The sequence below is a fragment of the Actinomadura madurae genome (assembly GCF_047130825.1).
GTDB lineage: Bacteria > Actinomycetota > Actinomycetes > Streptosporangiales > Streptosporangiaceae > Spirillospora > Spirillospora madurae.
The window spans coordinates 9,391,680-9,414,216 of record NZ_CP083237.1 but is presented as its reverse complement, the minus strand read 5'-3'; the positions used below and the strand labels follow the sequence as shown (position 1 = coordinate 9,414,216).

Genomic DNA, 22,537 nt, shown 5'->3' with positions numbered 1-22,537 from the left:
CCTCTGATCGCAGCGCATCGACACCCATCACCCCGCCCCTAGCTCTACGACCGTACGGATTTCAACCGGACCGTCAAGCGGATTGGGCAAGCTGTCACCGTTCGGCGACCAGGAGGCGCCTTTAGTCGTCCCCGAAACGATCGTCCCGGCAGTCCCAAAATCCACCGGACCCCCACAAAAGGGGGCCCGGTGGAAAGGATATTCAGACCATGGGCGAGACGGTCTCGTAGCGGGCCAGTTCGCTCGCGAGAACGGCCGGCACGCGGGCGTGCAAGAGCGTCCCTTCGGCGATGTGCTCCTGCTTGAGGACCTCGCCCCGCTCGTGCACCTGCGCGACGACGTCACCGCGCTCGTAGGGCACCAGGAGGCGCAGCTCGCTCTCCAGCCCCGGCAGGTTCGCCTCGATCGCGGCGCGCAGCTCCTCGATGCCGAACCCGGTGCGGGCGGAGACGACGACGCTGTGCGGCTCGCGGCGCTGCAGGCGCGCGATCGCCAGCTCGTCCGCGGCGTCCGCCTTGTTGATGACGACGATCTCGGGGATCCGGTCGGCGTCGATCTCGCGCAGCACCTCGCGCACCGCGTCGATCTGCGCCTCGGGATCGGGGTCGGAGCCGTCCACGACGTGCAGGACCAGCCCGGCGTCGGTGACCTCCTCCAGCGTCGAGCGGAACGCCTCGACCAGCTGGTGCGGCAGGTGCCGGACGAACCCGACGGTGTCGGCCAGGGTGTAGGCGCGGCCGCCGGGCGCCTCGGCGCGCCGGACGGTCGGGTCGAGGGTGGCGAACAGCGCGTCCTCCACCAGCACCCCGGCGCCCGTGAGCCGGTTGAGCAGCGACGACTTGCCCGCGTTGGTGTAGCCGGCGATGGCGACGGCGGGCACCTGGTGGCGGCGCCGCTCGCCGCGCTTGGTGTCGCGCGCCTTGGACATGCCGGCGATCTGCCGGCGCAGCTTGGCCATCCGGGTGCGGATCCGCCGCCGGTCCAGCTCGATCTTGGTCTCGCCGGGGCCGCGGCCGCCGATGCCGACGCCGCCCGCGGCGCGCCCGCCGACCTGCCGGGACAGGTTGCCGCCCCAGCCGCGCAGCCGCGGGAGCAGGTAGTTGAGCTGCGCGAGCTCGACCTGCGCCTTGCCCTCGCGGCTCTTGGCGTGCTGGGCGAAGATGTCGAGGATCAGCGCGGTCCGGTCGATCACCTTGACCTGGACGGTCTCCTCCAGGTGGCGCAGCTGGCTCGGCGCCAGCTCCCCGTCGCAGATGACGGTGTCGGCGCCGGTGGAGATGACGACGTCGCGCAGCTCCGCGGCCTTGCCGGAGCCGATGTAGGTGGCCGGGTCGGGGCGGGACCGGCGCTGGACGAGCCCCTCGAGCACCTGCGAGCCCGCGGTCTCGGCGAGCAGCGCCAGCTCGCGCAGGGAGTTCTCGGCCGCCTCGGCCGTGCCCTCGGTCCAGACGCCCACGAGGACGACCCGCTCCAGCCGCAGGGCGCGGTACTCGACCTCGGTGACGTCGGTCAGCTCGGTGGACAGGCCCGCGACGCGGCGCAGTGCCCGGCGGTCCTCCAGGTCGAGCTCGCCCGGCAGGGGCTCGTACTCGATCTCGATGCCTTCCGGAACGTGGGTCTGGTCTGCAGAGAAAGGTTGAGTCATATGTCCTCGGTAAACGCCGCGTCGCGGCCGTATCTTCCCGGCGATCGTCTCACGCATCGTCCCCGGTGGTCACGTGGTTATCCCCCGCGTTCCCTCCTGGATTGACCCCGCCCCGTGCGGGGAGGGGCAGCCGGGGACCCCCTTTGACCGGGCCTCGCACCGCCGAGTACCGTTCTCCACGTAACAGAAGTGGAATTTCGCTATACGAAAGGGCAGGGCAGATGGCTGGACTGGAAGGCATCGAGGTCACCGGACCCCTCGGCGAGCGCCACGAGGAGATCCTGACCCCCGAGGCGCTCGGCCTGCTCGCCGCCCTGCAGCGCGAGTTCGGCGCCCGGCGCGAGGAGCTGCTGGAGGCCCGCGCGGAACGCCAGCGCAGGCTCTCCGAGGGCGGGACCCTCGACTTCCTGCCGGAGACCGCCGGCGTCCGCGAGGACGACTCCTGGCGCGTCGCCGAACCGGCGCCCGGCCTGGTGGACCGCCGCGTCGAGATCACCGGGCCGACCGACCGGAAGATGACGATCAACGCGCTGAACTCGGGCGCCAAGGTGTGGCTCGCCGATTTCGAGGACGCCAACACGCCCCTGTGGGACAACATGATCGAGGGCCAGCTCAACCTCCGGGACGCCCTCGACCGCACCATCGACTTCACCGACGCCAAGAGCGGCAAGACCTACGCTCTCAAGGCCGACGAGGAACTCGCGACGATCGTCGTCCGGCCCCGCGGCTGGCACATGGTCGAGAAGCACCTCCTCGTCGACGGCGAGCCCATGTCCGGATCGCTCTTCGACTTCGGCCTGTACTTCTTCCACTCGGCGCGCCGCCAGCTGGCCAAGGGCAAGGGCCCGTACTACTACCTGCCGAAGATGGAGAGCCACCTCGAGGCGCGGCTCTGGAACGACGCGTTCAACCTCGCGCAGGACGCCCTGGAGATCCCGCGCGGCACCATCCGCGCGACCGTGCTGATCGAGACGATCCCGGCCGCGTTCGAGATGGAGGAGATCCTCTACGAGCTGCGCGACCACTCCGCGGGCCTCAACGCCGGCCGCTGGGACTACCTCTTCTCCGTGATCAAGAAGTTCCGGGACCGGGGCGCCGACTTCGTGCTGCCGGAGCGGAACGCGATCACGATGACCGCGCCGTTCATGCGGGCCTACACCGAGCTGCTCGTCCGGACCTGCCACAAGCGCGGCGCGCACGCGATCGGCGGCATGGCGGCCTTCATCCCCTCCCGCCGCGACGAGGAGGTCAACAAGGTCGCGCTGGAGAAGGTCCGCGCCGACAAGACCCGCGAGTCCGGCGACGGGTTCGACGGCTCCTGGGTCGCCCACCCCGACCTCGTCCCCGTCTGCCGCGAGGTGTTCGACGGCGTCCTCGGCGACCGGCCGAACCAGCGGGACCGGCTCCGCGAGGACGTGCACGTCACCGCCGCCGACCTGCTCAACGTCAAGGACACCCCCGGCGAGATCACCGAGGCCGGCCTGCGCAACGACATCGACGTGGCGCTGCGCTACCTCGCCACCTGGCTCGACGGCGCCGGCGCGGTCGCCATCCACAACCTGATGGAGGACGCGGCCACCGCCGAGATCGCCCGCTCCCAGGTGTGGCAGTGGATCTACAACGGCGTCTCCACCGCCGAGGGCCGGAAGATCACCAAGGAGTGGGTGGAGCAGCTGCTCGACGAGGAACTGGGCAAGATCCGCGCCGAGCTGGGGCAGGCCTACAACGAGCCCCGCTACGACCAGGCGGTCGCCCTCTTCAAGGAGGTCACGCTGGCCGACGAGTACTCCGAATTCCTCACGACCCCCGCCTACCAGCAGTTCCCCTGACTCCCAGGGGGCTCCTGCGGCTACGGACCGGAGGCGGGATCTTGCGGCAGGTGGTGGGGCGGAGGATTGTGGAGGTGATGGACTCCTTGCGAACGCTCGCCCCCCGGTTGGAGGGGCTGCTCGGGGCGGACCGGGTGATCACCGACCCGGTGCGGCTGCGCACGTACGAGTGCGACGGCCTCACCAACCACCGGTCGACGCCCGGGATCGTCGTGCTGCCCGACACGGCCGAGCAGATCGCCGCGATCGTCCGGGAGTGCGCGGCCGCCGGGATCCCCTACGTGGCGCGCGGGTCCGGGACGGGCCTGTCCGGCGGCGCGCTGCCCCGGGCGGACGGCGTGCTGATCGTCACCTCCCGGATGCGCCGCGTCCTGGAGATCGACATCCCGGGCCAGCGGGCGGTGGTGGAGCCGGGCGTGATCAATCTGGACGTCACGCGGGCGGTCCGGCCCTACGGGTACTACTTCGCGCCCGACCCGTCCAGCCAGCAGATCTGCTCGGTCGGCGGGAACGTCGCGGAGAACTCCGGCGGCGCGCACTGCCTGAAGTACGGGTTCACCGCGCACCACGTGCTCGCCTGCGAGGTCGTCACGCCGGACGGCGAGCTGGTCGAGCTGTCGGCGGACGGGCCCGGCTACGACCTGCTCGGCGTGTTCGTCGGCGCGGAGGGCACCCTCGGCATCACCACCAAGATCACGGTGCGGCTGACGCGGGTGCCGGAGACCGTGCAGACGCTGCTGGCGGCGTTCGACTCGATCGAGGCGGGCGGCACCGCGGTGTCGGCGATCATCGGGGCGGGCGTCGTCCCGGCGGCGATCGAGATGATGGACGCGCTGGCGATCGAGGCCGCGGAGGCGGCGGTGCGCTGCGAGTACCCGGCGGGCGCCGGCTCGGTTCTGATCGTGGAGCTGGACGGCCCGGACGCCGAGGTGGCCGCCCAGTTCGCCGAGGTGGAGCGGCTGTGCCGGGACGCGGGCGCGTTCGAGATCCGCATCGCCGCCGACGACGCGGAGCGGGCGCTGATCTGGAAGGGCCGCAAGTCGGCGTTCGCGGCGGTCGGCCGCATCAGCCCGGCGTACCTCGTCCAGGACGGCGTCATCCCCCGCACGGTGCTCCCCGACGTCCTCGCCGGCATCGACGCCCTGTCCGCCCGGTCCGGGGTGCGGGTCGCGAACGTCTTCCACGCCGGGGACGGCAACCTGCATCCGCTGGTGCTGTTCGACGACTCCGAGCCCGGCGCGGAGGAGCGCGCGGAGGAGGTGTCGGGCGCGATCCTCGACCTGTGCATCGAGCACGGCGGCTCCATCACGGGCGAGCACGGCGTCGGCGTCGACAAGTCCCGCTACATGCCGCGCATGTTCACCGACACCGACCTCGACACCATGCAGATGGTCCGCTGCGGCTTCGATCCCGCGGGACTCTGCAACCCGGGGAAGGTCTTCCCCACGCCGCGCCTCTGCGGCGAGGTCCCCGGCAAGCGCAAGGGCCCCCACCCGTTCGAGGGAAAGGCGGACATCTTCTGATGCGGCCCCTGGACGCCCTGGCGAAGGTCTGCGGGGACGTGCGGCCCGGTGAGCCCGCGGAAGGCGTGCTCGGCGTGGAGCCGGCGCTCGTCGCGGCGCCGAAGAACCTGACCGAGGCCGCCGACGTGATGCGGGTGGCCGCCGAACACGACCTCGCCGTCGTGCCGCGCGGGGCCGAGACCCGGCTCGACTGGGGGACGCCTCCCGAGCGGTGCGATCTGCTGGTCGACACGCACCGGCTGGACGGCCTGGTCGAGCACACCGCCGGAGACCTGGTCGCCAAGGCCGAGGCCGGGCTGCCGATGGACCGGCTCGCTGAGAAACTGGCGGAACGCGGGCAGCGGCTCGCGCTCGACGTCCCCCTGCCGGGGTCCACGGTCGGCGGCACGATCGCCACGGGCGCGGCCGGTCCGCTGCGGTCCCTGTACGGGACGCCGAGGAACCTGGTCATCGGCCTCACCATCGTCCGGGCGGACGGGCAGATCGCGCGATCGGGCGGGAAGGTCGTCAAGAACGTCGCCGGGTACGACCTGGGGCGGCTGTTCACCGGCTCCTTCGGGACGCTGGGCCTGATCGTGGAGGCCACGTTCCGGCTGCATCCGATCCCCGCCGCGTCCGCGTACGTGACGTGCGCCGTGGACGGACCCGAAGGCGCGCACGACGCGGTCCAGAGCGTCCTGCACGCCCCTGTCGCGCCCAGCGCGGTCGAGTACATCGGCCCGGCCACGGTCGCGGTCCTCCTGGAGGGGGTACCGGACGGTGTCGCCGAGCGCTCAAGGCAGACCGTGGAGCTGCTCGGCGAGAAGGCCGAGATCGTAGAAACGGCTCCGGACGGCTGGGGCCTCTATCCGGACGGCACCACCCTCATCGACATCACCGCCCCGCCGCCCTCGCTCCGCGAGGTCCTCACCGCCCTCGGCCCGGACGCCGCCGTCACATGGAGCGGCAGCGGCCACGGGCACGTGGGCCTGCCGTCGTCACTCGAACCGGACAAGGTGGCCGACGTGCTGGGCCGCCTGCGGGACATCCTCACCCGGCACCGTGGTCACGCCGTCGTCCGCTACGCGCCGCAGGAGGTGCGCGGCGAGATCGATCTGTGGGGGCCGATCCCGGCGCTGACGCTGATGCGGCGGGTGAAGGACCAGTTCGACCCCGGCCATCGCCTGTCCCCCGGCCGTTTCGCAGGAGGTATCTGATGAGCGCTCAGGACGACCTCCCGAATCTGCTCAACGACTGCGTGCACTGCGGTTTCTGCCTGCCGACGTGCCCGACGTACGTCCTGTGGGGCGAGGAGATGGACTCGCCCCGGGGACGTATCCACCTCATGCAGCAGCACGTGGAGGGCGAGCCGCTCAGCGACGCGATGGTCGAGCACTTCGACCGCTGCCTCGGATGCATGGCGTGCGTGACGTCCTGCCCGTCCGGGGTGCAGTACGACCGGCTCATCGAGACGACCCGCGCCGACGTCGAGCAGGAACACCAGCGGTCGCTGAAGGAGAAGGCCCTGCGGGAGCTGGTCTTCCAGCTCTTCCCCTACAAGCGGAGGCTTCGCGCTCTGCGCGGCCCCCTCCGGGCCTACCAGAAGTCGGGCCTGGAGCGGCTCGTCCGGCGCAGTGGCGTGCTGGAGCGCATCTCACCGTCCCTCGCCGCGATGGAGCGGCTCGCGCCTCCGCTCGGCGCGTCGCCCCGGCTGCCCGAGCGGGTCGCCGCGCGCGGCGGGCGCCGCGCCACGGTCGCCATGCTGACCGGCTGCGTCCAGGGCGAGTTCTTCCCCGGCGTCAACGCGGCCACGGCCCGCGTCCTGGCCATGGAGGGCTGCGACGTCCTCATCCCGAGGCACCAGGGGTGCTGCGGCGCGCTGTCCATGCACTCCGGGCGCGCGGAGGAGGCCCGCGCCTTCGCCCGCCGGACGATCGAGACGTTCGAGGCCGCCGACGTCATCGTGGTCAACTCCGCGGGATGCGGGTCGGCGATGAAGGAGTACCGGGAGCTGCTCTCGGACGACCCGTCCTGGGCGGGACGCGCCGACGCGCTCTCGGCCAAGACGCGGGACCTCGCCGAATACCTGGTGGAACTCGGGCCCCGCGCGCCGCGCAGGCCACTTCCGGTCACGGTCGCCTACCACGACGCCTGCCACCTCGCCCACGCCCAGGGGGTGCGGAGCCAGCCGCGCGACCTGCTCGCCGCGATCCCCGAGCTGACCGTCCGCGAGATCGCCGAACCGGACATCTGCTGCGGCTCCGCGGGGACCTATAACCTGTTCCAGCCGGAGGCCGCCGGCGAACTCGGCGACCGCAAGGCGGTGAACGTGGACGCCACCGGAGCCGAACTACTGGTCGCCGCCAACCCCGGCTGCTCGATGCAGATCGCCACCGCGCTGCGCCGGCGCGGCGCCGGCATCGCCGTCGCGCACACCGCGCAGGTGCTGGACGCCTCCCTGCGGGGACTCGGCCGCGACCCCCTCGTCGCGCGCCGTTCGTAACCCGCTGACCTGGACCGCCGTCGTTCCGGGCGTCCGGTATCGTGTCCTGCCGCCGGAGACAGGACGCGCTGACTGAGCCTGGAGAGGGCCGAGGGAGCACGCACGACCATGTCGAACAGCTACCAGCCGCACCGCTCGCACCGCCGGAGAAGGAAGAGCCACTCGGGCAGGCTCGGCTTGGCCGGGGCCCTGACCGGGGCCGTCGGGATCGCCGCGGTGGCCGGCGCCATCGTGTACCTGCGGCCCGGCACGGGCGAGCGGGAGTCCACCGAGCCGGCGCTCGCCAGCCAGGGCGGCGCGGGCCGGCAGGGCACGTCCGTGCCCGCGCCGAAGGCCGGCCCGCCGGTCAACTTCACCACGCCCGAGGGCTACGGCTACAGCCTCGCCGCCGTCAAGGCGGGGACGAACCGTCAGCCGCTCGGCGCGACCGAGGCCCCGCCGTCCGGGACGACGTACGCCTACGCCGACTACATCCTCACCAACAACCAGCGGCGGCCGGTCCTGCTGGACTACCCCGCCGACCTGTTCATGCCCAAGGCGCAGGTGCCGGAGGACGCGCAGGAGCGGTGCATGCCGCAGGCCGGGATCGCCGCCGACATGTGCACGCTGCCCAACCACAGCAAGATCACCGGGCTGATCGACGGGTCGAAGGCACCGGTCGACGACAACGGCACCGCGATGATGCCGGCGGGCGCCTCCTACGTCGTCCGCATCGCCTCCGACCTGCCGGTCAAGGAGGGCCTCTCCGCCGACGACCTGCAGGTCTACGTGTGGAACGCCCGCTACACCAGCGACCGGAAGGGCATCCGGCTCGCCTTCCCCTGACGATCACCGCCGCGTGAACCCGACGTCCTCGTAGGCGGGCTCCAGGAAGCCGCAGGCGCCGAGGTTGGCCAGGCCCGCACGGACCGCGACGAGCTGGGGGCGCTGGTAGAGCGGCAGGACCGACGCCTGGCGCCAGATGAGCGCGTCCGCCTCGTTCACCCGGGCGCGGGTCCGCACCGGGTCGGTCTCCGCGATGGCCCGGTCCATCGCCGCGTCGATCGCGGCGGTTCCGGTCCGAGAGTAGTTCTGCCGGACGCCGCGACCGTCCGGCCGCGCGAACACCGCCTTCATCGGCGACACCGGGAACGCCGTCCCCAGCCAGGAGAATGGGACGATGTCGAAGTTCCCGGGCGTGACGTACCGGTCGAAGACGTCATCGGACGGGGCGACCTCGACGTCCACCTGGACGCCTATCCGTTCGAGGAGCGTGCGCGTCAGCTCCCCTTCGCGCTTGCTGATCGGTACCCCGGACGGCACCACGAAACGCAGGGAGAGCGTCCGTCCGGCCTTGGCGCGGTACCTGCCATCGAGTCTCCAGCCCGCCTCGTCCAAGAGCCTGCGGGCGCGCGCCGGGTCGTACCTGCCGAGCGGTCCGGAGTTGTCCCGATAGCCCTCCTGCGTGTTGACATAGAAGTGGTTGCCCATCGTCTCGACCGGCACGCCGAGGCCGGACAGGTCGGACCGCGCGATGGCGCGCCGGTCGATGCCGAGCATGATCGCCTGCCGTACGCGTGCGTCGGACAGGACGGGCCCCGCCGCGTTGAGCGTGAGGTTCCGCCAGTCGGGCCCGCCCGCCCTTCGGACGGCGGCGCCGTCGACCCGACCGGCGCGCTGCAGGGCGCCGGCGTCGAGCCCGATGTCCATCAGATCGATCTCTTGGTTGGCGAACGCGCCGGGCATGGCGCTGGTGTCCATGGCGCGGTACACGATCCGGTCGAGTTTCGCGGGGGCGCCCCACCATGCCGGGTTCCGTACCACGGTGAGGGTTTTGGCCGTCCGATCGATCCTCTGGACTTTGAACGGTCCCGCAGTGACGGGCAGTCGGTCCACCCAGCCGGTGTTGAATGCGCGTGCGGTCGAATAGGCGACCGCCGGATAGAGAGGGCTGAAAAGGCTGCGCCACTCCGCATACGGCTGCGTGAACGTCACCTTGACTACATGCTCATCCGTGCCGCGTTCAATGCGCTTGATCTGCCGGTAGCCGGTAGTGGTGGAGACCTCGTGGCGCGAGTCCCGTCCCGACAGGGCATGGGCTTGCGCGACGAAATCGGCGTATCCGATGGGCCTGCCGTCCGACCAGCTGGCGCGCGGGTTCAGCTTGTAGATGACCGTCTGGCCGTGGTTGGTGCGCTTTGCCTTGGCCGACTCCAGATATTCCGGGACCGGATGCGGAACGGCCTTCTCATCGGAGCGCATCAGATAGGGCAGGACGCCGTGGATGACGCGAGCGACCGTTCCCTGGGTGCCGTTGACATGATGGAAGTTCCACTGTGATGGAAACTCCGGCAATGGCCAGCGCAGTGTTCCGCCGTCGATGACACGGTCGCGCGGGGCAGGGTTCACATCTGACGCGGGCAACGGCTCGATTGTCCCGGTCATCGAGGTCGGAGTGGCAGAGCATCCGGCACCGGCCATGAGCGCACCCGCGGCGAAGATCACGGCGAGTAGCCGTTTCACCCTCCGCTCCCTGCAGCGACGGCGTGGCAGGCGACTGAGTGGTCATTGTTCTTTTCAGGCTTCACAGGACGTAATCCCGGGTCGTTCTCTTCGCATAAGCGCCTGTCGACGGCGGTGAGCGTGACGTACTTCGGGCAACGGGCACGGAAACGGCATCCCGCTGGTGGAACGGTTGGATCGGAAGGGTCTCCTCGCAAGAGAACGCGGTCGAGGTCGGGGTGCGGGCGCGCCCCCGGAAGCGCGGCCAGAAGGGCGCGTGTGCAGGGATGGCGGGGTGCGCCGTACACGTCGCCGACCGAGCCGATCTCGACGATGCGGCCCCGGGACATGACGGCCACCCGGTCGGCGATCCCATGGACGAGGTCCAGGTCATGGGCGACCAGAAGGAGCGCGAGACCGAGCCGAGCACGCAGGTCCCGCAGGAGGTCCATGACACGGGCCTGCGCGGCCTTGTCCAGGGACGACACGGGCTCGTCCAGCAGGAGCAGGCGCGGTTCCAGGGCGAGCGCCCTTGCCATGGCCACCCGCTGACTCTGACCACCCGACAGCTCATGCGGGTAGCGCTGGGCATGACCGGGTTCCAGCCCCACCAGTTCCAGCAGCCGCCCCACGCGGTCCCCGACCGGCACACCGTGCGCGGTCAGCGGCTCGGCCAGGATGGCGGCCACCCGCATCCGCGGGTTCAGCGACGCGCAGGGGTCCTGGAAGACGACCTGGACCTCCCTGCGTAAACCCTTGCGGTGGGCGGCACCCAGAGACGACGTGTCACGGCCCAGGATCGTGACGCGCCCCTCCGGCGGACGTGACAGCCGCAGGATCTCCATCAGAGCCGTCGTCTTGCCGCTACCCGACTCCCCGACGAGCGCGAGCGTCTCCCCCTCCCGGACGTCGAAACCGATGCCGTCCACGGCGGGCACTGTCCCGGTCCTGCGGCGCAGCCTCGGGGTATGCACCGCGTGGTGGCGGACGAGACCGTCCACTTCGAGCACGACGGCACGGTCGGACCGGGGCGAAGGCGCCTTCACGACCCGGGGCGGCGCCTTCAGCCGCTGCGCCGGGCCGCCCTCCACGGCTCGCCCCTCACGCATCACCATGAACCGGTCGGCGAACTCCGCGACGACCGCCAGGTCGTGGCTGATCACGACGATCGCGGCGCCGGTCGCCCGCTGCGCGTTCCGCAGCACGTCCAGGACCTGTGCCCGGACGGTCACGTCCAGCGACGCCGTCGGCTCGTCCGCCACGATCGCGACCGGATCGCCGGCGAGGGCCATGGCGATCATCACGCGCTGCCGCATCCCGCCGGAGAACTCGTGCGGGAACCCCCGGGCCCGCCGCGCGGCGTCGGGGATCCCGACGAGGTCGAGCAGCTCGGCGGCGCGTGCGCGTGCCTCCGCGCGGGACGTCCCCGAGTGGATCCGGACGGCCTCGGCGATCTGGCCGCCCACGGTGCGGACGGGCGTGAGCGCCGACAGCGGATCCTGGAACACGATGGCCAGGTCCTTACCGCGCACGCGGGACAGCTCGGCGTCGGTGCGTCCGAGCAGTTCCCTCCCGCACAGCCGCACGGACCCCGTCACGTGCGAGCCGTCCGGCAGAAGCCCCATCAGGGCGAGAGCCAGCGTGGTCTTGCCCGCCCCGGACTCACCGACGATCCCGAGGGTCTCCCCTGACTCGACGGTGAAGCTCAACCCGTGCACCGCCCGCACGCCGGACGTATGACCGACCGTCAGATCGGCGACCTCCAGGACCGTCACCCCGCGTCCTCCGGGTCGAGGACGTCCCGCAGCCCGTCGCCGAGCAGGTTGACGGCGAGCACCGTCAGGACGAGCAGGCCCGCGGCGGCCCCGGGCGCCCACCCGAACGCGGAGGCGGCGTGGCCGTCGGCGAGGACCGTCCCGAGCGAGACGTCCGGCGGCCGCACCCCGAAGCCCAGGTAGGACAGCCCGCTCTCCGCGGTGATCGCGACGCTGACGTTCAGGCTCGCGTCCACGGCGAGCAAGGACGCCATGGGCGGCAGCACATGCCGGACGATCACCCGCGGCGCGCCCGCCCCGAGGAGCCTGGCGGCGACCACGTACTCGCGCTCGCGCAGCGAGACCGTCGTGGCCCGCACCATCCGCGCGGTCACCATCCACATGAACGCCGCCAGCAAGGGCACGAGCACGGGCCACCCGCCGCCCAGCCGCGGTGCGAGCACGACGAGGACGAGGAACGGCGGGAGCACCAGCAGGAGGTCGGTGCCCCACATCAGCGCCCGGTCGAGCCGTCCGCCCGCGAATCCGGCCACGGCACCGGTGACGGCGGCGAGGCCGGTCGCCAGCAGGGCCGCGCACAACCCGATCAGCAGCGACCGCTGCGCGCCGCGCAGCGTGAGGGCGAGAACGTCCCGCCCGCTCTGCGTCGTGCCGAGCCAGTGACGCGCGGACGGCCCTTGCCCGAAAGCGGTGAGGTCCGTCTCGTCCCATCCCCACGGCGACCAGAGCGGCCCGGTGAACGCCGTGGCACCGAGCAGGACGAGCAGGGCAAGCCCGGCGACGCCCCGGCGACTGCCCTTGAACCCCAAGGCCAGGGCGCCCACGCTCATCGCGCCGCCCGGAAACGGACGCGCGGGTCGAGGGCGGCGGTGAGGACGTCCGAGGCCAGCCCCGCCAGGAGCACCGCGCAGACGGCGACGCACTCGATGGCGGCGACCGCGTTGACGTCCCCGCGCCTGATGGAGTCGGCCAGCCACTCCCCCATCCCGTGCCGACCGAAGATCTTCTCGATGAACACGCCGCCGAGGAGCAGCGGGCCGGACGTGTAGGCGAGATACGTCGCCATCGGCACCAGCGCGACCGGGAGCCCGTGGCGCAGGAGGGCGCGCCGCCTCGACAGGCCCTTGGCCCGCGCGGTGCGCACGAAGCCGGCGTGCAGGACGTCCAGCATCAGGCCGCGCTGGTAGCGGCAGCAGAGCGCGAGTTGCGCCAAGGCGATCGTGACCGTCGGCAGCAGCAGATGCCGCGCCCGGTCCGCGACCGCACCGATTCCCGAGACACCGGGTGTGTACTCGCCCACCCACACGAAGGCCTGGACGCCCATCGCGTCGTTGGCCTCGCTCGCGGCGATCTGCAACAGCACCGCCAGGACGAACACGGGCGCGGCCACCAGGAGGTAGGAGCCGAGCGAGATGATCCGGTCGGCCGCGCGTCCGCGCTTGACGGCCGCACAGGCGCCGAGGGCGACGCCGAGCGCGCTCCCCAGCACGGCCCCCGGCGAGACCAGCCGCAGGCTCACCCCGAGACGGCGCCGGAGCTCGGCGGCGACCGGTTCGCCGTCCCATGTCCGGCCGAGGTCGCCGTGCAGGACGCCCCTGGCCCAGGTGAGGTACCGCGTGGCCAGGGGCGTCCGGTCGTTCATGTTGAGCGCGTCGAGGCGGGCCTCGATGACGGCGTCCGGCGGGCGGGGTGCCCGGTCCGCGACGTTCGCGCGCGGGTCGAGCGCCGCGGCGGCGAGCAGGTAGCCGAGGCCGGTGGCGCCCAGGGCCAGCACGACGCGGTTCACCAGCCGCCGCAGCAGGAATCCCGCCAACGTCTCCCCTCCCGCACCAGCCCGAGTCACGGAATGCTATCGAGTGGACACGTAGTGGGACAGGAGAACGTCAAGGATCGCCAGGGAAGGTCAAGCCGGAACAGGTTCGCGGCTCACGGCGGGCTCTTCTCCGGTACGTCCGCGCATGGCGCCGAGCACGAAGAGCACCAAACCGGCGACGGCCCATGCCGCCAGGACGGCGAGCGCCCCGCCGCCGCCCGCGCCGTCGAAGAACGCCGTCGACCTCAGCAGCGTGACCGACGCCCCGGGAGGCAGGAACTGGCCGAGCTCGCCCCAGGGCTGCGGCAGCATCTCCGGCGCCGACGCGGCCGCCGACAGGGGGTTGCCGAGGAGCAGCATGGTGAGCGCTCCGACACCGATCCCGGCGCGCCCGATCGCCGCCGCGAGGCCGGCGATCGCGCCGGTGACGGCGAGCACGGTCAGCGACATGACGCCGGCGACGGCGAGGTAGGAGCCGGGCAGCAGCGACAGCCAGCCCTGCGCGACCCCGGCGACGCCGAGCCCGCCGAGCGCCGCGAACAGGACCGCGCCCGCGGCCCGCCACCCCGCGGCCGGGATCGCGAACGTCAGCAGCACCGCGGCGGCGATGCCGGACATGACCAGCGGGAGCGCGAGGGCGCCGAAGCCCGCGCCGCGCGGGTCGTCGGAGTCGGCGGCGACCACGTCCTCGGCGGGCGAGGAGGCCGCGCCTCCGCCGAGCCGCGCCGCGACCGCGCCGAGCTGCTGGGCGATGGCGGGCGAGGCCGCGGAGGCCGTGAGCACCTTCGGCCCGGACGGCGTGGCGACGATCGCGCCGTAGGCCTCGCGGTCCTGGAGCGCGGCCCGCGCGGCCGCCTCGTCCGGACGGGTCCGCACGTCGAACGCGCCGGGCCGCTCCCGGTCGAGCCGGTCGGCGACCGCGCCGGCCTGCGGACCGGTCACGACGATCGGGACGTCGCGCGGCTCCGTGCGCGCGGCCGGCCAGGAGAAGGCGATGATCATGATGAGCTGCAGCACCGCGGCGGCGACGGCGACGCCGGCGGTGCGGCCGGCGAGCGAGGACCGCATGGGGGCCACCTCCAAAAAACGAATGTCCGTTCTCTTATGTTGGCCAGGGTCGCACCGCGGTCCCCGCTTGTCAAGAACGGACGTTCGTTTTATATTGGCGCCATGCCGAGAGTGAGCGAAGAGCACCTGGAGCGCCGCCGCCGCCAGATCCTGGAGGCGGCCCGCGCGTGCTTCGTCCGCAAGGGCATCCACGAGACGTCCATGCAGGACATCTTCGCCGAGGCCGGGCTCTCCGCCGGCGCGGTCTACCGGTACTTCAAGAGCAAGAACGAGATCATCGAGGCGAACGTCGCGACCGTGGTCGGCGAGCTGCACGCCTTCTTCGACGAGCTCGGCCGCAGCGAGCCCCTGCTCCCGGTCGACCAGGTCATGGAGCGCCTCGCCGGCAAGGTCGTCGAGCTGTCCGGCGAGGACGGCCCGCTCCGGCTCGCCCCCCAGGCGTGGGCGCTCGCCCTGCACGATCCCGAGATCGCCACGTACGTCGCCGAGAACGTCGCCGGCCTGCGCCGCACGTGGACGGCCTACATCCGCCGCATGGTCGAGGCCGGCCTGCTTCCGGCCGACATCGACATCGAGGCCGCCGCCAAGACGCTGTTCTCGCTCATGCCCGGATTCCTCGTCCAGCGCCTCGTCCTCAAGGACTTCTCCCCCGAGGAGGTGGGGCGCGGAGTGCGGGCGCTGAGCCGCGACAGCATGTTGACTCTGCTGGCCTGACCCCGCTGCCGGTCCGCCGGCCCGCCCGGTCGGCGCGGGCGGCGGCCGAACCCGCCCCTGTCAGAGCTCAGCCGCGCCGCCTGCGCCGTACCGCCCGGCCGGCGAACGCGGCGCGCCCCCGGCCGCCCGCCCCCCATCCGGGCCACTCTGACCTGCGCCTTCCGTTCAACTCGCCGGGTTCCGCGGTTACCATCACGTGCACGCGCACGTACACCGTGACCGGGCCAGTGTCCACCGGGCCGGATCCCGGTGTCCTGAGGCGGACGCCCTTTTTACTGCAGGACAGGGAGCAGGACGTTTTAACATTCCATTACTTTCGGGCGGGGAGCGGCTTCATGGAGACGGAAGAACACGACCGCGGAGCGAGGCGCGTGGGCGTTCTCCTCGCGCTGGCCGCGGTCGCGTCCGTCGCCGCCTCCCTCGCCGTCGGCGCCCGGCTGCCCTCCGGCCTGCGGATGGTGTGGTGGCACCCGGAGATCCTGGTCGCGCTCGCCTGGACCCCGGTCGGGGCGGTCCTGCTGCGGCACCGGCCCGGCCTGAAGGTCGCCTGGCTCATGGTCGGGTCCGGGTTCAGCGCGTCGGTGTACGTCCTGGCGCTCAACCTCGGCCCGTGGTTCGAGCTCCACGGCTGGCCCGCGACCGGGTTCGTCCAGTGGCTCGCGACCTGGCTGTGGGCCGTTGACACCTACGCCCTGACCCTGATCCTGCCGTTGATCTTCCCGGACGGGCGGCTGGTGTCGCGCTGGTTCCGTCCCGTGCTCGTCCTCGCCTGCCTCGTCCCGGTCATCGTCTGCGTCCACCTGACCATCGACCCGGACGTGCGGCGCTGGCACAACGGCGTCTCGGTCTACCCGTTCGACCGGATCCCACTGGCGATCAGCGCGATCATCCTCCTCTCCTTGGCCGCGGGCCTGTTCTCGATCGCCGTGCGGTTCGTGCAGTCGCCGCCGGACGTGCGGCGCCAGATCGGCTGGGTGGTCTACCCGGGCCTGGTCGCCGAGGCGATCATCTTCGCCGGCGAGAACAGCCCGATCGGCGACCCGCTGCGCAACATCACGATCGTCGCCGTCCCGATCTGCATCGCCATCGCCATCACCCGGTACCGGCTCTACGACATCGACCTCGTGGTCAGCCGGACCCTCGTCTACGCCGGGCTCGTGGTCGTCATCACCGGCGTGTACTTCGCGCTCGTCGGCACGGCCAGCCTGCTCGCGCACGGCAGGGGCACCCTCGCCGGGCTCGCCGGCGCCATCGTCGCGGGCGCGGTGTTCGAGCCCGTCCGGCGGCGGCTGCAGCGCACGGTGGACGGGTTCATCCACGGCGAGCGCGACCCGTACCGGATCGCCGACCGGCTCAACCGGCGGCTGCAGACCGCCGCGGACCCGGGCGCCGCGCTCGCGGTCGCGGCCGAGGTGGCGCGCTCGGCCCTGCACGCGACCGGGGTCGCGCTCGAGGTGCTGGACCGCGACGGCCGGACCATCTCCGCGGAGGACGGCGTCCTCGGCGAACGGCCGCAGCTGATCCCGCTGGTGTGGCACGGCGAGCCGGTGGGGCGGCTGCTGTTCGGCGTCACCCGCACCCCCGACGCGCGGCTGTCCGGCGTCCTCGCCCGCAACCTCGCGGAGCTGGCGAACGCGGCCCGGCTCGCCGCCGACGTCCAGCGGTCCCGCGAGCACATCCTGCGCACCCGGGAGGAGGAGCGCCGCCGGCTGCGCCGCGACCTGCACGACGGGCTCGGCCCGACCCTCGCCAGCCTCGCCATGACGGTCGACGCCGCGCGCATCACGCTGAAGACCGACCCGGAGGCGGCCGACGAGCTTCTGGAGGAGCTGCGCGCCACCATGGGACACACCATCGGCGACATCCGGGAGCTCGTGTACGGCCTGCGTCCCCCCGCACTGGACGACCTCGGCCTGGAAGGCGCGATCCAAGCGCTCGGCGGCGTCGTCGCCACCGGCGACGGCCCGCAGGTGGACGTGCACGTCGAGGGCGACCTGAAGCGCCTGCCGGCCGCGGCCGAGGTGGCCGCGTACCGGATCGTCCAGGAGGCGCTGACGAACGTCCACCGGCACGCCAACGCGGGCTGCGCGGAGGTCCGGCTGTACCTGAACGGCGATCTGCACGTCACGGTCGGGGACGACGGCGTCGGGCTTCCCGCACAGGTGCGCTCCGGCATCGGCATGTCCTCGATGCGCGAGCGCGCGGCCGAACTCGGCGGATCCTGCACGGTGGGGCCCGGCCCGAGGGGCGGGACTCTCGTCCGCGCCAGGCTGCCGGTCAACGGCGTCCATCCCTGAGCCCGGCGTCCACCCGGTGGGAGGGCCGGTGACCGCCCCCCGCCAAGAAGGTCGCCACCGGCCCTCAGGCTCCGTACGGCTCCGGGGCTCCCATCCCGGTCCATACGGGCCATTCACCAGAGGGTGTGCAAGAAAGAAGTTATGCGCTGAAAGGTCCCGGCGGTGAGGGACAGCTGTCCCGTTCGTGCCGGGACCGCCCCCGACGCGCCGCAATCCCTGGTGAGACGGGGATTTCGCTAGATCCAGCCGGGGCGCGTCTCGCCCTCGGCGACCAGCACCGCCGGGCCCCTGAGATGGCTGGTCTCGCCGTCGAGGGTGACGGTCACGCTGCCGCCGGGGACGTCCACCGTCCACGCGGCGCCCCCGGGCCCGCCGAGGCCTCCGGTCGCCGCGAAGGACGCCGCGGCGGCGACCGCCACCGTCCCGGTCCCGCACGAACGGGTCTCGCCCGAGCCGCGCTCGTACACGCGCATCTCGACGTGCCGTTCGCCCAGCGGGCGGAAGAACTCGACGTTCACCCCTTCGGGGAACACCGCGGGATCGAAGTCCGGCGCGCGCGACAGGTCCAGCGTGGCGACCGGGCCGTCCACGCGGCACGCCAGGTGCGGGTTCCCCACGGAGACCCGTTCCCCGGTGAAGCCCGTCCCCGCCAGGGACGCCTCGCCGCGTCCGAGCAGCTCCGGCGGGCCCATGTCGACGCTCACGTCGCCGGACGGGCCGAGCGTGACGCGCCGGAGCCCCGCGCGGGTCGCCACGTCCCACTGGCCCGGCGCGGCCAGCCCCTCGTCGACCAGGTAGCGGGCGAAGACGCGGATCCCGTTGCCGCACATCTCGGCGATGCCGCCGTCGGAGTTGCGGTAGTCCATGAACCACTCGGCGTCGGCCTCGACCTCGGCGGCCTTCGTCCGGACGGCCCGCAGGACGCCGTCCGCGCCGATGCCCGCCCGCCGGTCGCACAGCCGCGCCACGGCGTCCGGCGTGAGGTCCAGGACGCCGTCCGGGTCGGGCAGGATCACGAAGTCGTTCTCTGTGCCGTGCCCCTTGACGAACCGCATTCCCCGATCATATTGGGCTCCACGGACCGCTCAGCCGAGCAGGGCGAGCGCGCGGTCGACCAGGTCGGGCGCGTCGTGGGGAAGCCACCGGACGCGCGGGTCGCGGCGGAACCACGACTCCTGCCTGCGGGCGAACCGCCGCGTCGTCCGGACGGTGTCCTCCCGGGCCTGCTCCTGCGTCCACTCCCCCGCGAGGAAGCGGAGCACCTGGGCGTACCCGAGGGCGCGTCCGGCGGTCAGGCCGTCGCGCAGGCCGCGCTTCTCCAGCGCCCGGACCTCGTCGACCAGGCCGGCGTCCCACATCCGCCCCACGCGCAGCGCGATGCGCTCGTCCAGCACGTCGCGAGGTACGCTCAACCCGATCTGCACGACCCCGTCGTAGCGGTACCGATGCTCGGGCAGGGTCGCGGTGAACGGGCGGCCGGTGATCTCGATCACCTCCAGGGCCCGGACGATCCGGCGGCCGTTGCTCGGCAGGATCGCCTCCGCCGCCGCCGGGTCCAGCCCGCGCAGCCGCTCGTGCAGGGCCGCGGGCCCGGCCTCGGCCAGCTCGGCCTCCAGGCGCGCCCGGACGGCGGGGTCCGTCCCGGGGAACTCCATGTGGTCGAGGGCCGCCCGGACGTACAGGCCGGAGCCGCCGACCAGCACCGGGAGGCGTCCCCGGCCCCGGATGTCCGCGATGGCCCCGGCGCTCAGCCGCTGGTACTCGGCGACGCTCGCCGTCTCGGTCACGTCCCAGACGTCCAGCAGGTGGTGCGGGATCCCGCGCATCTCGGCCGCGGACAGCTTCGCGGTGCCGATGTCCATGCCGCGGTACAGCTGCATCGAGTCGGCGTTGACCGCCTCGCCGTCCAGCCGCAGGGCCAGCTCGACGGCCAGGTCCGACTTGCCGGCGGCCGTGGCGCCGACGACCGCGAGCACGCCGGGGCCGGGGCGCGCGACCGGGGGCGGCGTCCCCGCAGCGACGGCGGCAGGGTCATTGGATGGGGTCACGAGATGATTGTGGCAACAGAACGGGTATAGCCGGGTTGTACGGGTGCCGCGCGGACCCGCGCCGCACCGATCGAGACGAGGGATCCGGGGGGAATTCGGTATGTCCATCGTCGACAAGGTCAAGCAGATGCTCGGGCAGCACCCCGACAAGGCCAAGCAGGGCACCGAGAAGGCCGGGGACATGTTCGACCAGCGCACCGGCGGCAGGTACGCCGACAAGACCGACAAGGCCCAGGATCAGGCCGGCAACTACATCGACCGCGAGAGCGGCCAGGGCGGCGAGCCCGGCCAGCCCGGCCAGCCCGGCCAGCCCGGCCAGGGCGGCGGCCAGCCGTCCTAGGCGGACGACCCGCCGGTTCGTGACCAGCCGGCCACCAGATAGCCGACTCCGTACGGCGCCTCGTCGGCGAGAAGCTCGCCGCTGAAGGCTCCGCCGGCGGCTGCTCCCGCGAGCACCTGCCACGCCGCCCGCCCGGCCGCCTGGACGTCCCGGGAGAGTCCCGGGTCCAAGGCGGCCAGGGCGGCGGCGTCGGCGTGTCCGAGGGCGCGGGCCACGCGCCGGTCGTGCGGGAGCGCGCGCTCGTCGAGGTACCCGGGCGCCTTCTCCGAGCGGGCCGCCGACCCGTCGCCCATCACGAGGAGAGCGACACGCTCGCCCGACCCGGCGAGTTCGGCCCCGAGGGTCAGGCACTCCCGTGGCGGGGCGTCGAACGCCACCGCCTGGTAGCGCGCGCCCGCCTCGACGCCCTGCCGTCGCAGGAGCCAGTGCCCGATGGTGAGGGAGAGCGGCAGCGCCTCGGCGCCGTCCTCGGGCTCGCCGGGGCTCGTCCAGTCGAGACCGTACGGCCGGAGCGTGGCGTACGCGTCCGGTCCGTAGGCCCGCGTCTCCGTCCCGCCCCCGACCACGATCAGGGCGTCGCACCCGGACAGAGAGCGGACGGCCCTGTCGCAGGCGGCTCTCAGCGCGTCCAGTTCCGGCGCGGCCTCCCCCGCCATCTCCGGGACGATGATGGGCGGATGCGGGCACACCGCCGCCGCTACGAGCACGCTGCCTCCTTGAAGACGGGCCGGTCACCGGCACCGACCCGATCATGCCGGAGTCAGGGACGGGCCGAGCAGCCCGACACGGGCGCCGGGACCTCGGCGGGCCGCCCGATCGACGGCATGCCGAGCGAGACGCCCTTCTGCCCGCCCTGTTCCCGGCGGGCCTCCCACGCGTCGCCCGCCCGCGTCCGGCGGACGTCCAGGACCGGCTTGTCGGCGACCAGGTGGTGCGGCGCGGCGTAGGTGACCTCGACGGTGACCATGTCGCCCGGACGGACCGGCCGGTCCGGCGCGCCGAAGTGGACCAGGCGGTTGTCGGGGGCGCGGCCGGACAGGCGGCGCGTCGCCTCGTCCTTGCGGCCCTCGCCCTCGGAGACCAGGACCTCCAGGGTGCGGCCGAGCTGCTTCCTGTTCTCCGCCCAGGAGATCTCCTCCTGGAGGGCGATCAGGCGCTCGTACCGCTCCTGGACGACCTCCTTGGGCAGTTGCCCGTCCATGGTCGCCGCCGGGGTGCCGGGGCGCTTGGAGTACTGGAACGTGAACGCCGACGCGAAGCGGGCCTCCCGCACCACGTGCAGGGTCTCCTCGAAGTCGGCCTCGGTCTCGCCGGGGAAGCCGACGATGATGTCGGTGGTGATCGCCGCGTCCGGGATCGCCTCCCGGACCTTCCCGATGATGCCGAGGTAGCGCTCCTGCCGGTACGACCGGCGCATCGCGCGCAGCACCGCGTCCGACCCGGACTGCAACGGCATGTGCAGGGACGGCATCACGTTCGGGGTCTCGGCCATCGCGGCGATGACGTCGTCGGTGAAGTCCTTCGGATGCGGGGAGGTGAACCGGACCCGCTCCAGCCCGTCGACACCGCCGCAGGCGCGCAGCAGCCCGGCGAAGGCCGACTGCCCGCTCCCCGTCATGGCGCGCACCTCGCCGGGCGCGTCGGCGAGACCGCCGAAGCCCGACCCGTAGGCGTTGACGTTCTGCCCCAGGAGGGTGACCTCCAGGACGCCCTCGGAGACGAGCGCCTCGACCTCGGCGAGGATCTCGCCGGGGCGGCGGTCCTTCTCCTTGCCGCGCAGGGACGGGACGATGCAGAACGTGCACGTGTTGTTGCAGCCGACGGAGATCGACACCCACGCCGCGTACGGCGACTCCCGGCGCGTCGGCAGCGTCGAGGGGAAGGTCACCAGCGACTCTTCGATCTCGACCTGCGCCTCGCGCCGCACGCGCGCCCGCTCCAGCAGCGCGGGCAGCGAGCCGATGTTGTGGGTGCCGAACACCACGTCCACCCAGGGTGCGCGCTTGACGATGGTGTCGCGGTCCTTCTGCGCCAGGCAGCCGCCGACGGCGATCTGCATGCCCGGATGACCGTCCTTGACCGGCCTCAGATGGCCGAGGTTGCCGTAGAGCCGGTTGTCGGCGTTCTCCCGCACCGCGCAGGTGTTGAACACCACCACGTCGGGCTCGGCGTCCTCCGCGCGGACGTACCCGGCCGACTCCAGGAGCCCGGACAGCCGCTCGGAGTCGTGGACGTTCATCTGGCACCCGTAGGTACGGATCTCGTACGTACGGGTGGCCGTCTCCATAGGCGCACTCATGACGGTTACCAAGGGTACGGGCCGTGCGCGACATGACGGAACGGGTTCGCGGGCACCCCGCCGAGCTTTGATGATCACTCTCCGCCACGAAGGACCCCGTCCGACATGGGGATTCGTGATCGTATCGGTACCGCGCGGCAACTCAGGCGATGACGGCCATGACGTAAAGTCCGAGCGCATGACGGACAGCGAAAGCGGGCCCGACCTCACCAAGACCGGGCCG

The 22,537-nt window shown here is 72.5% G+C and carries 18 protein-coding genes; 8 read left to right on the top strand and 10 right to left on the bottom strand.

The genetic code is table 11. The features are described from left to right. Positions 1-202: 202 nt before the first annotated feature. A complete protein-coding gene (gene hflX / locus K8Z49_RS44110) occupies positions 203-1,645 on the bottom strand; it encodes a GTPase HflX (protein ID WP_412516931.1) in 1,443 nt (480 codons plus the stop codon). 221 nt (positions 1,646-1,866) lie between these two features. Between hflX and aceB the strand changes: the two genes are divergently transcribed. From aceB to K8Z49_RS44085, 5 genes are all read left to right on the top strand, one after another. Beyond that, positions 1,867-3,474 carry a malate synthase A gene (gene aceB / locus K8Z49_RS44105; protein WP_111833007.1) on the top strand — a complete coding sequence of 536 codons (1,608 nt, stop codon included), beginning with the start codon at positions 1,867-1,869 and terminating at the stop codon, positions 3,472-3,474. 77 nt (positions 3,475-3,551) lie between these two features. Beyond that, on the top strand, positions 3,552-4,997 hold the full coding sequence (locus K8Z49_RS44100; RefSeq protein WP_024934616.1) for an FAD-linked oxidase C-terminal domain-containing protein: 1,446 nt from the start codon (positions 3,552-3,554) through the stop codon (positions 4,995-4,997). Continuing rightward, entirely contained in the window at positions 4,997-6,193 is a 1,197-nt protein-coding gene (locus tag K8Z49_RS44095; protein WP_021592989.1) for an FAD-binding oxidoreductase, read from the top strand. The genes K8Z49_RS44100 and K8Z49_RS44095 overlap by 1 nt, the downstream gene beginning before the upstream one ends. Further along, entirely contained in the window at positions 6,193-7,479 is a 1,287-nt protein-coding gene (locus K8Z49_RS44090) for a (Fe-S)-binding protein (protein WP_412516930.1), read from the top strand. Before K8Z49_RS44095 ends, K8Z49_RS44090 begins: the two co-directional genes overlap by 1 nt. A gap of 108 nt (positions 7,480-7,587) precedes the next feature. Further along, the gene (locus tag K8Z49_RS44085) at positions 7,588-8,304 is read left to right on the top strand and encodes a hypothetical protein (RefSeq protein WP_021592987.1); all 717 of its coding nucleotides are present in this window, start codon (positions 7,588-7,590) and stop codon (positions 8,302-8,304) included. Between the two features lie 3 nt (positions 8,305-8,307). Here K8Z49_RS44085 and K8Z49_RS44080 read toward each other — a convergent pair whose 3' ends face one another. The 5 genes from K8Z49_RS44080 to K8Z49_RS44060 all read right to left on the bottom strand — a co-directional run bounded on the left by K8Z49_RS44080 (position 8,308) and on the right by K8Z49_RS44060 (position 14,616). After that, the gene (locus tag K8Z49_RS44080) at positions 8,308-9,882 is read right to left on the bottom strand and encodes an ABC transporter family substrate-binding protein (protein WP_412516929.1); all 1,575 of its coding nucleotides are present in this window, start codon (positions 9,880-9,882) and stop codon (positions 8,308-8,310) included. A 95-nt stretch (positions 9,883-9,977) separates the two neighbouring features. Further along, entirely contained in the window at positions 9,978-11,735 is a 1,758-nt protein-coding gene (locus K8Z49_RS44075; protein WP_412516928.1) for a dipeptide ABC transporter ATP-binding protein, read from the bottom strand. Next, positions 11,732-12,565 carry an ABC transporter permease gene (locus K8Z49_RS44070; RefSeq protein WP_412516927.1) on the bottom strand — a complete coding sequence of 278 codons (834 nt, stop codon included), beginning with the start codon at positions 12,563-12,565 and terminating at the stop codon, positions 11,732-11,734. Before K8Z49_RS44070 ends, K8Z49_RS44075 begins: the two co-directional genes overlap by 4 nt. Next, entirely contained in the window at positions 12,562-13,548 is a 987-nt protein-coding gene (locus K8Z49_RS44065) for an ABC transporter permease (RefSeq protein ID WP_412516926.1), read from the bottom strand. The genes K8Z49_RS44070 and K8Z49_RS44065 overlap by 4 nt, the downstream gene beginning before the upstream one ends. 90 nt (positions 13,549-13,638) lie before the next feature. Next, a complete protein-coding gene (locus tag K8Z49_RS44060; RefSeq protein WP_412516925.1) occupies positions 13,639-14,616 on the bottom strand; it encodes a hypothetical protein in 978 nt (325 codons plus the stop codon). A 102-nt stretch (positions 14,617-14,718) separates the two neighbouring features. Between K8Z49_RS44060 and K8Z49_RS44055 the strand changes: the two genes are divergently transcribed. Together K8Z49_RS44055 and K8Z49_RS44050 are read left to right on the top strand one after the other, a co-directional pair. Continuing rightward, the gene (locus K8Z49_RS44055; RefSeq protein ID WP_024934619.1) at positions 14,719-15,330 is read left to right on the top strand and encodes a TetR/AcrR family transcriptional regulator; all 612 of its coding nucleotides are present in this window, start codon (positions 14,719-14,721) and stop codon (positions 15,328-15,330) included. Between the two features lie 335 nt (positions 15,331-15,665). Next, a complete protein-coding gene (locus K8Z49_RS44050; RefSeq protein ID WP_412516924.1) occupies positions 15,666-17,627 on the top strand; it encodes a histidine kinase in 1,962 nt (653 codons plus the stop codon). 236 nt (positions 17,628-17,863) lie between these two features. Here the strand turns inward: K8Z49_RS44050 and dapF are convergent, their stop codons facing one another. Both dapF and miaA read right to left on the bottom strand, forming a co-directional pair. Continuing rightward, a complete protein-coding gene (gene dapF / locus K8Z49_RS44045) occupies positions 17,864-18,682 on the bottom strand; it encodes a diaminopimelate epimerase (protein ID WP_412516923.1) in 819 nt (272 codons plus the stop codon). A 30-nt stretch (positions 18,683-18,712) separates the two neighbouring features. Then, positions 18,713-19,603 carry a tRNA (adenosine(37)-N6)-dimethylallyltransferase MiaA gene (miaA, locus tag K8Z49_RS44040; RefSeq protein ID WP_021592977.1) on the bottom strand — a complete coding sequence of 297 codons (891 nt, stop codon included), beginning with the start codon at positions 19,601-19,603 and terminating at the stop codon, positions 18,713-18,715. Between the two features lie 172 nt (positions 19,604-19,775). On the opposite strand from miaA, the gene K8Z49_RS44035 reads away from it, so the two are divergent. Beyond that, positions 19,776-20,015 carry an antitoxin gene (locus K8Z49_RS44035; RefSeq protein ID WP_075019711.1) on the top strand — a complete coding sequence of 80 codons (240 nt, stop codon included), beginning with the start codon at positions 19,776-19,778 and terminating at the stop codon, positions 20,013-20,015. Here K8Z49_RS44035 and K8Z49_RS44030 read toward each other — a convergent pair. Together K8Z49_RS44030 and miaB are read right to left on the bottom strand one after the other, a co-directional pair. Next, complete coding sequence (locus K8Z49_RS44030; protein WP_412516922.1) at positions 20,012-20,722, bottom strand: hypothetical protein; 711 nt, start codon at positions 20,720-20,722, stop codon at positions 20,012-20,014. The two genes, K8Z49_RS44035 and K8Z49_RS44030, sit on opposite strands and share 4 nt — an antisense overlap. 53 nt (positions 20,723-20,775) lie before the next feature. Then, positions 20,776-22,314 carry a tRNA (N6-isopentenyl adenosine(37)-C2)-methylthiotransferase MiaB gene (gene miaB, locus K8Z49_RS44025; protein ID WP_412516921.1) on the bottom strand — a complete coding sequence of 513 codons (1,539 nt, stop codon included), beginning with the start codon at positions 22,312-22,314 and terminating at the stop codon, positions 20,776-20,778. Positions 22,315-22,537 lie beyond the last annotated feature (223 nt).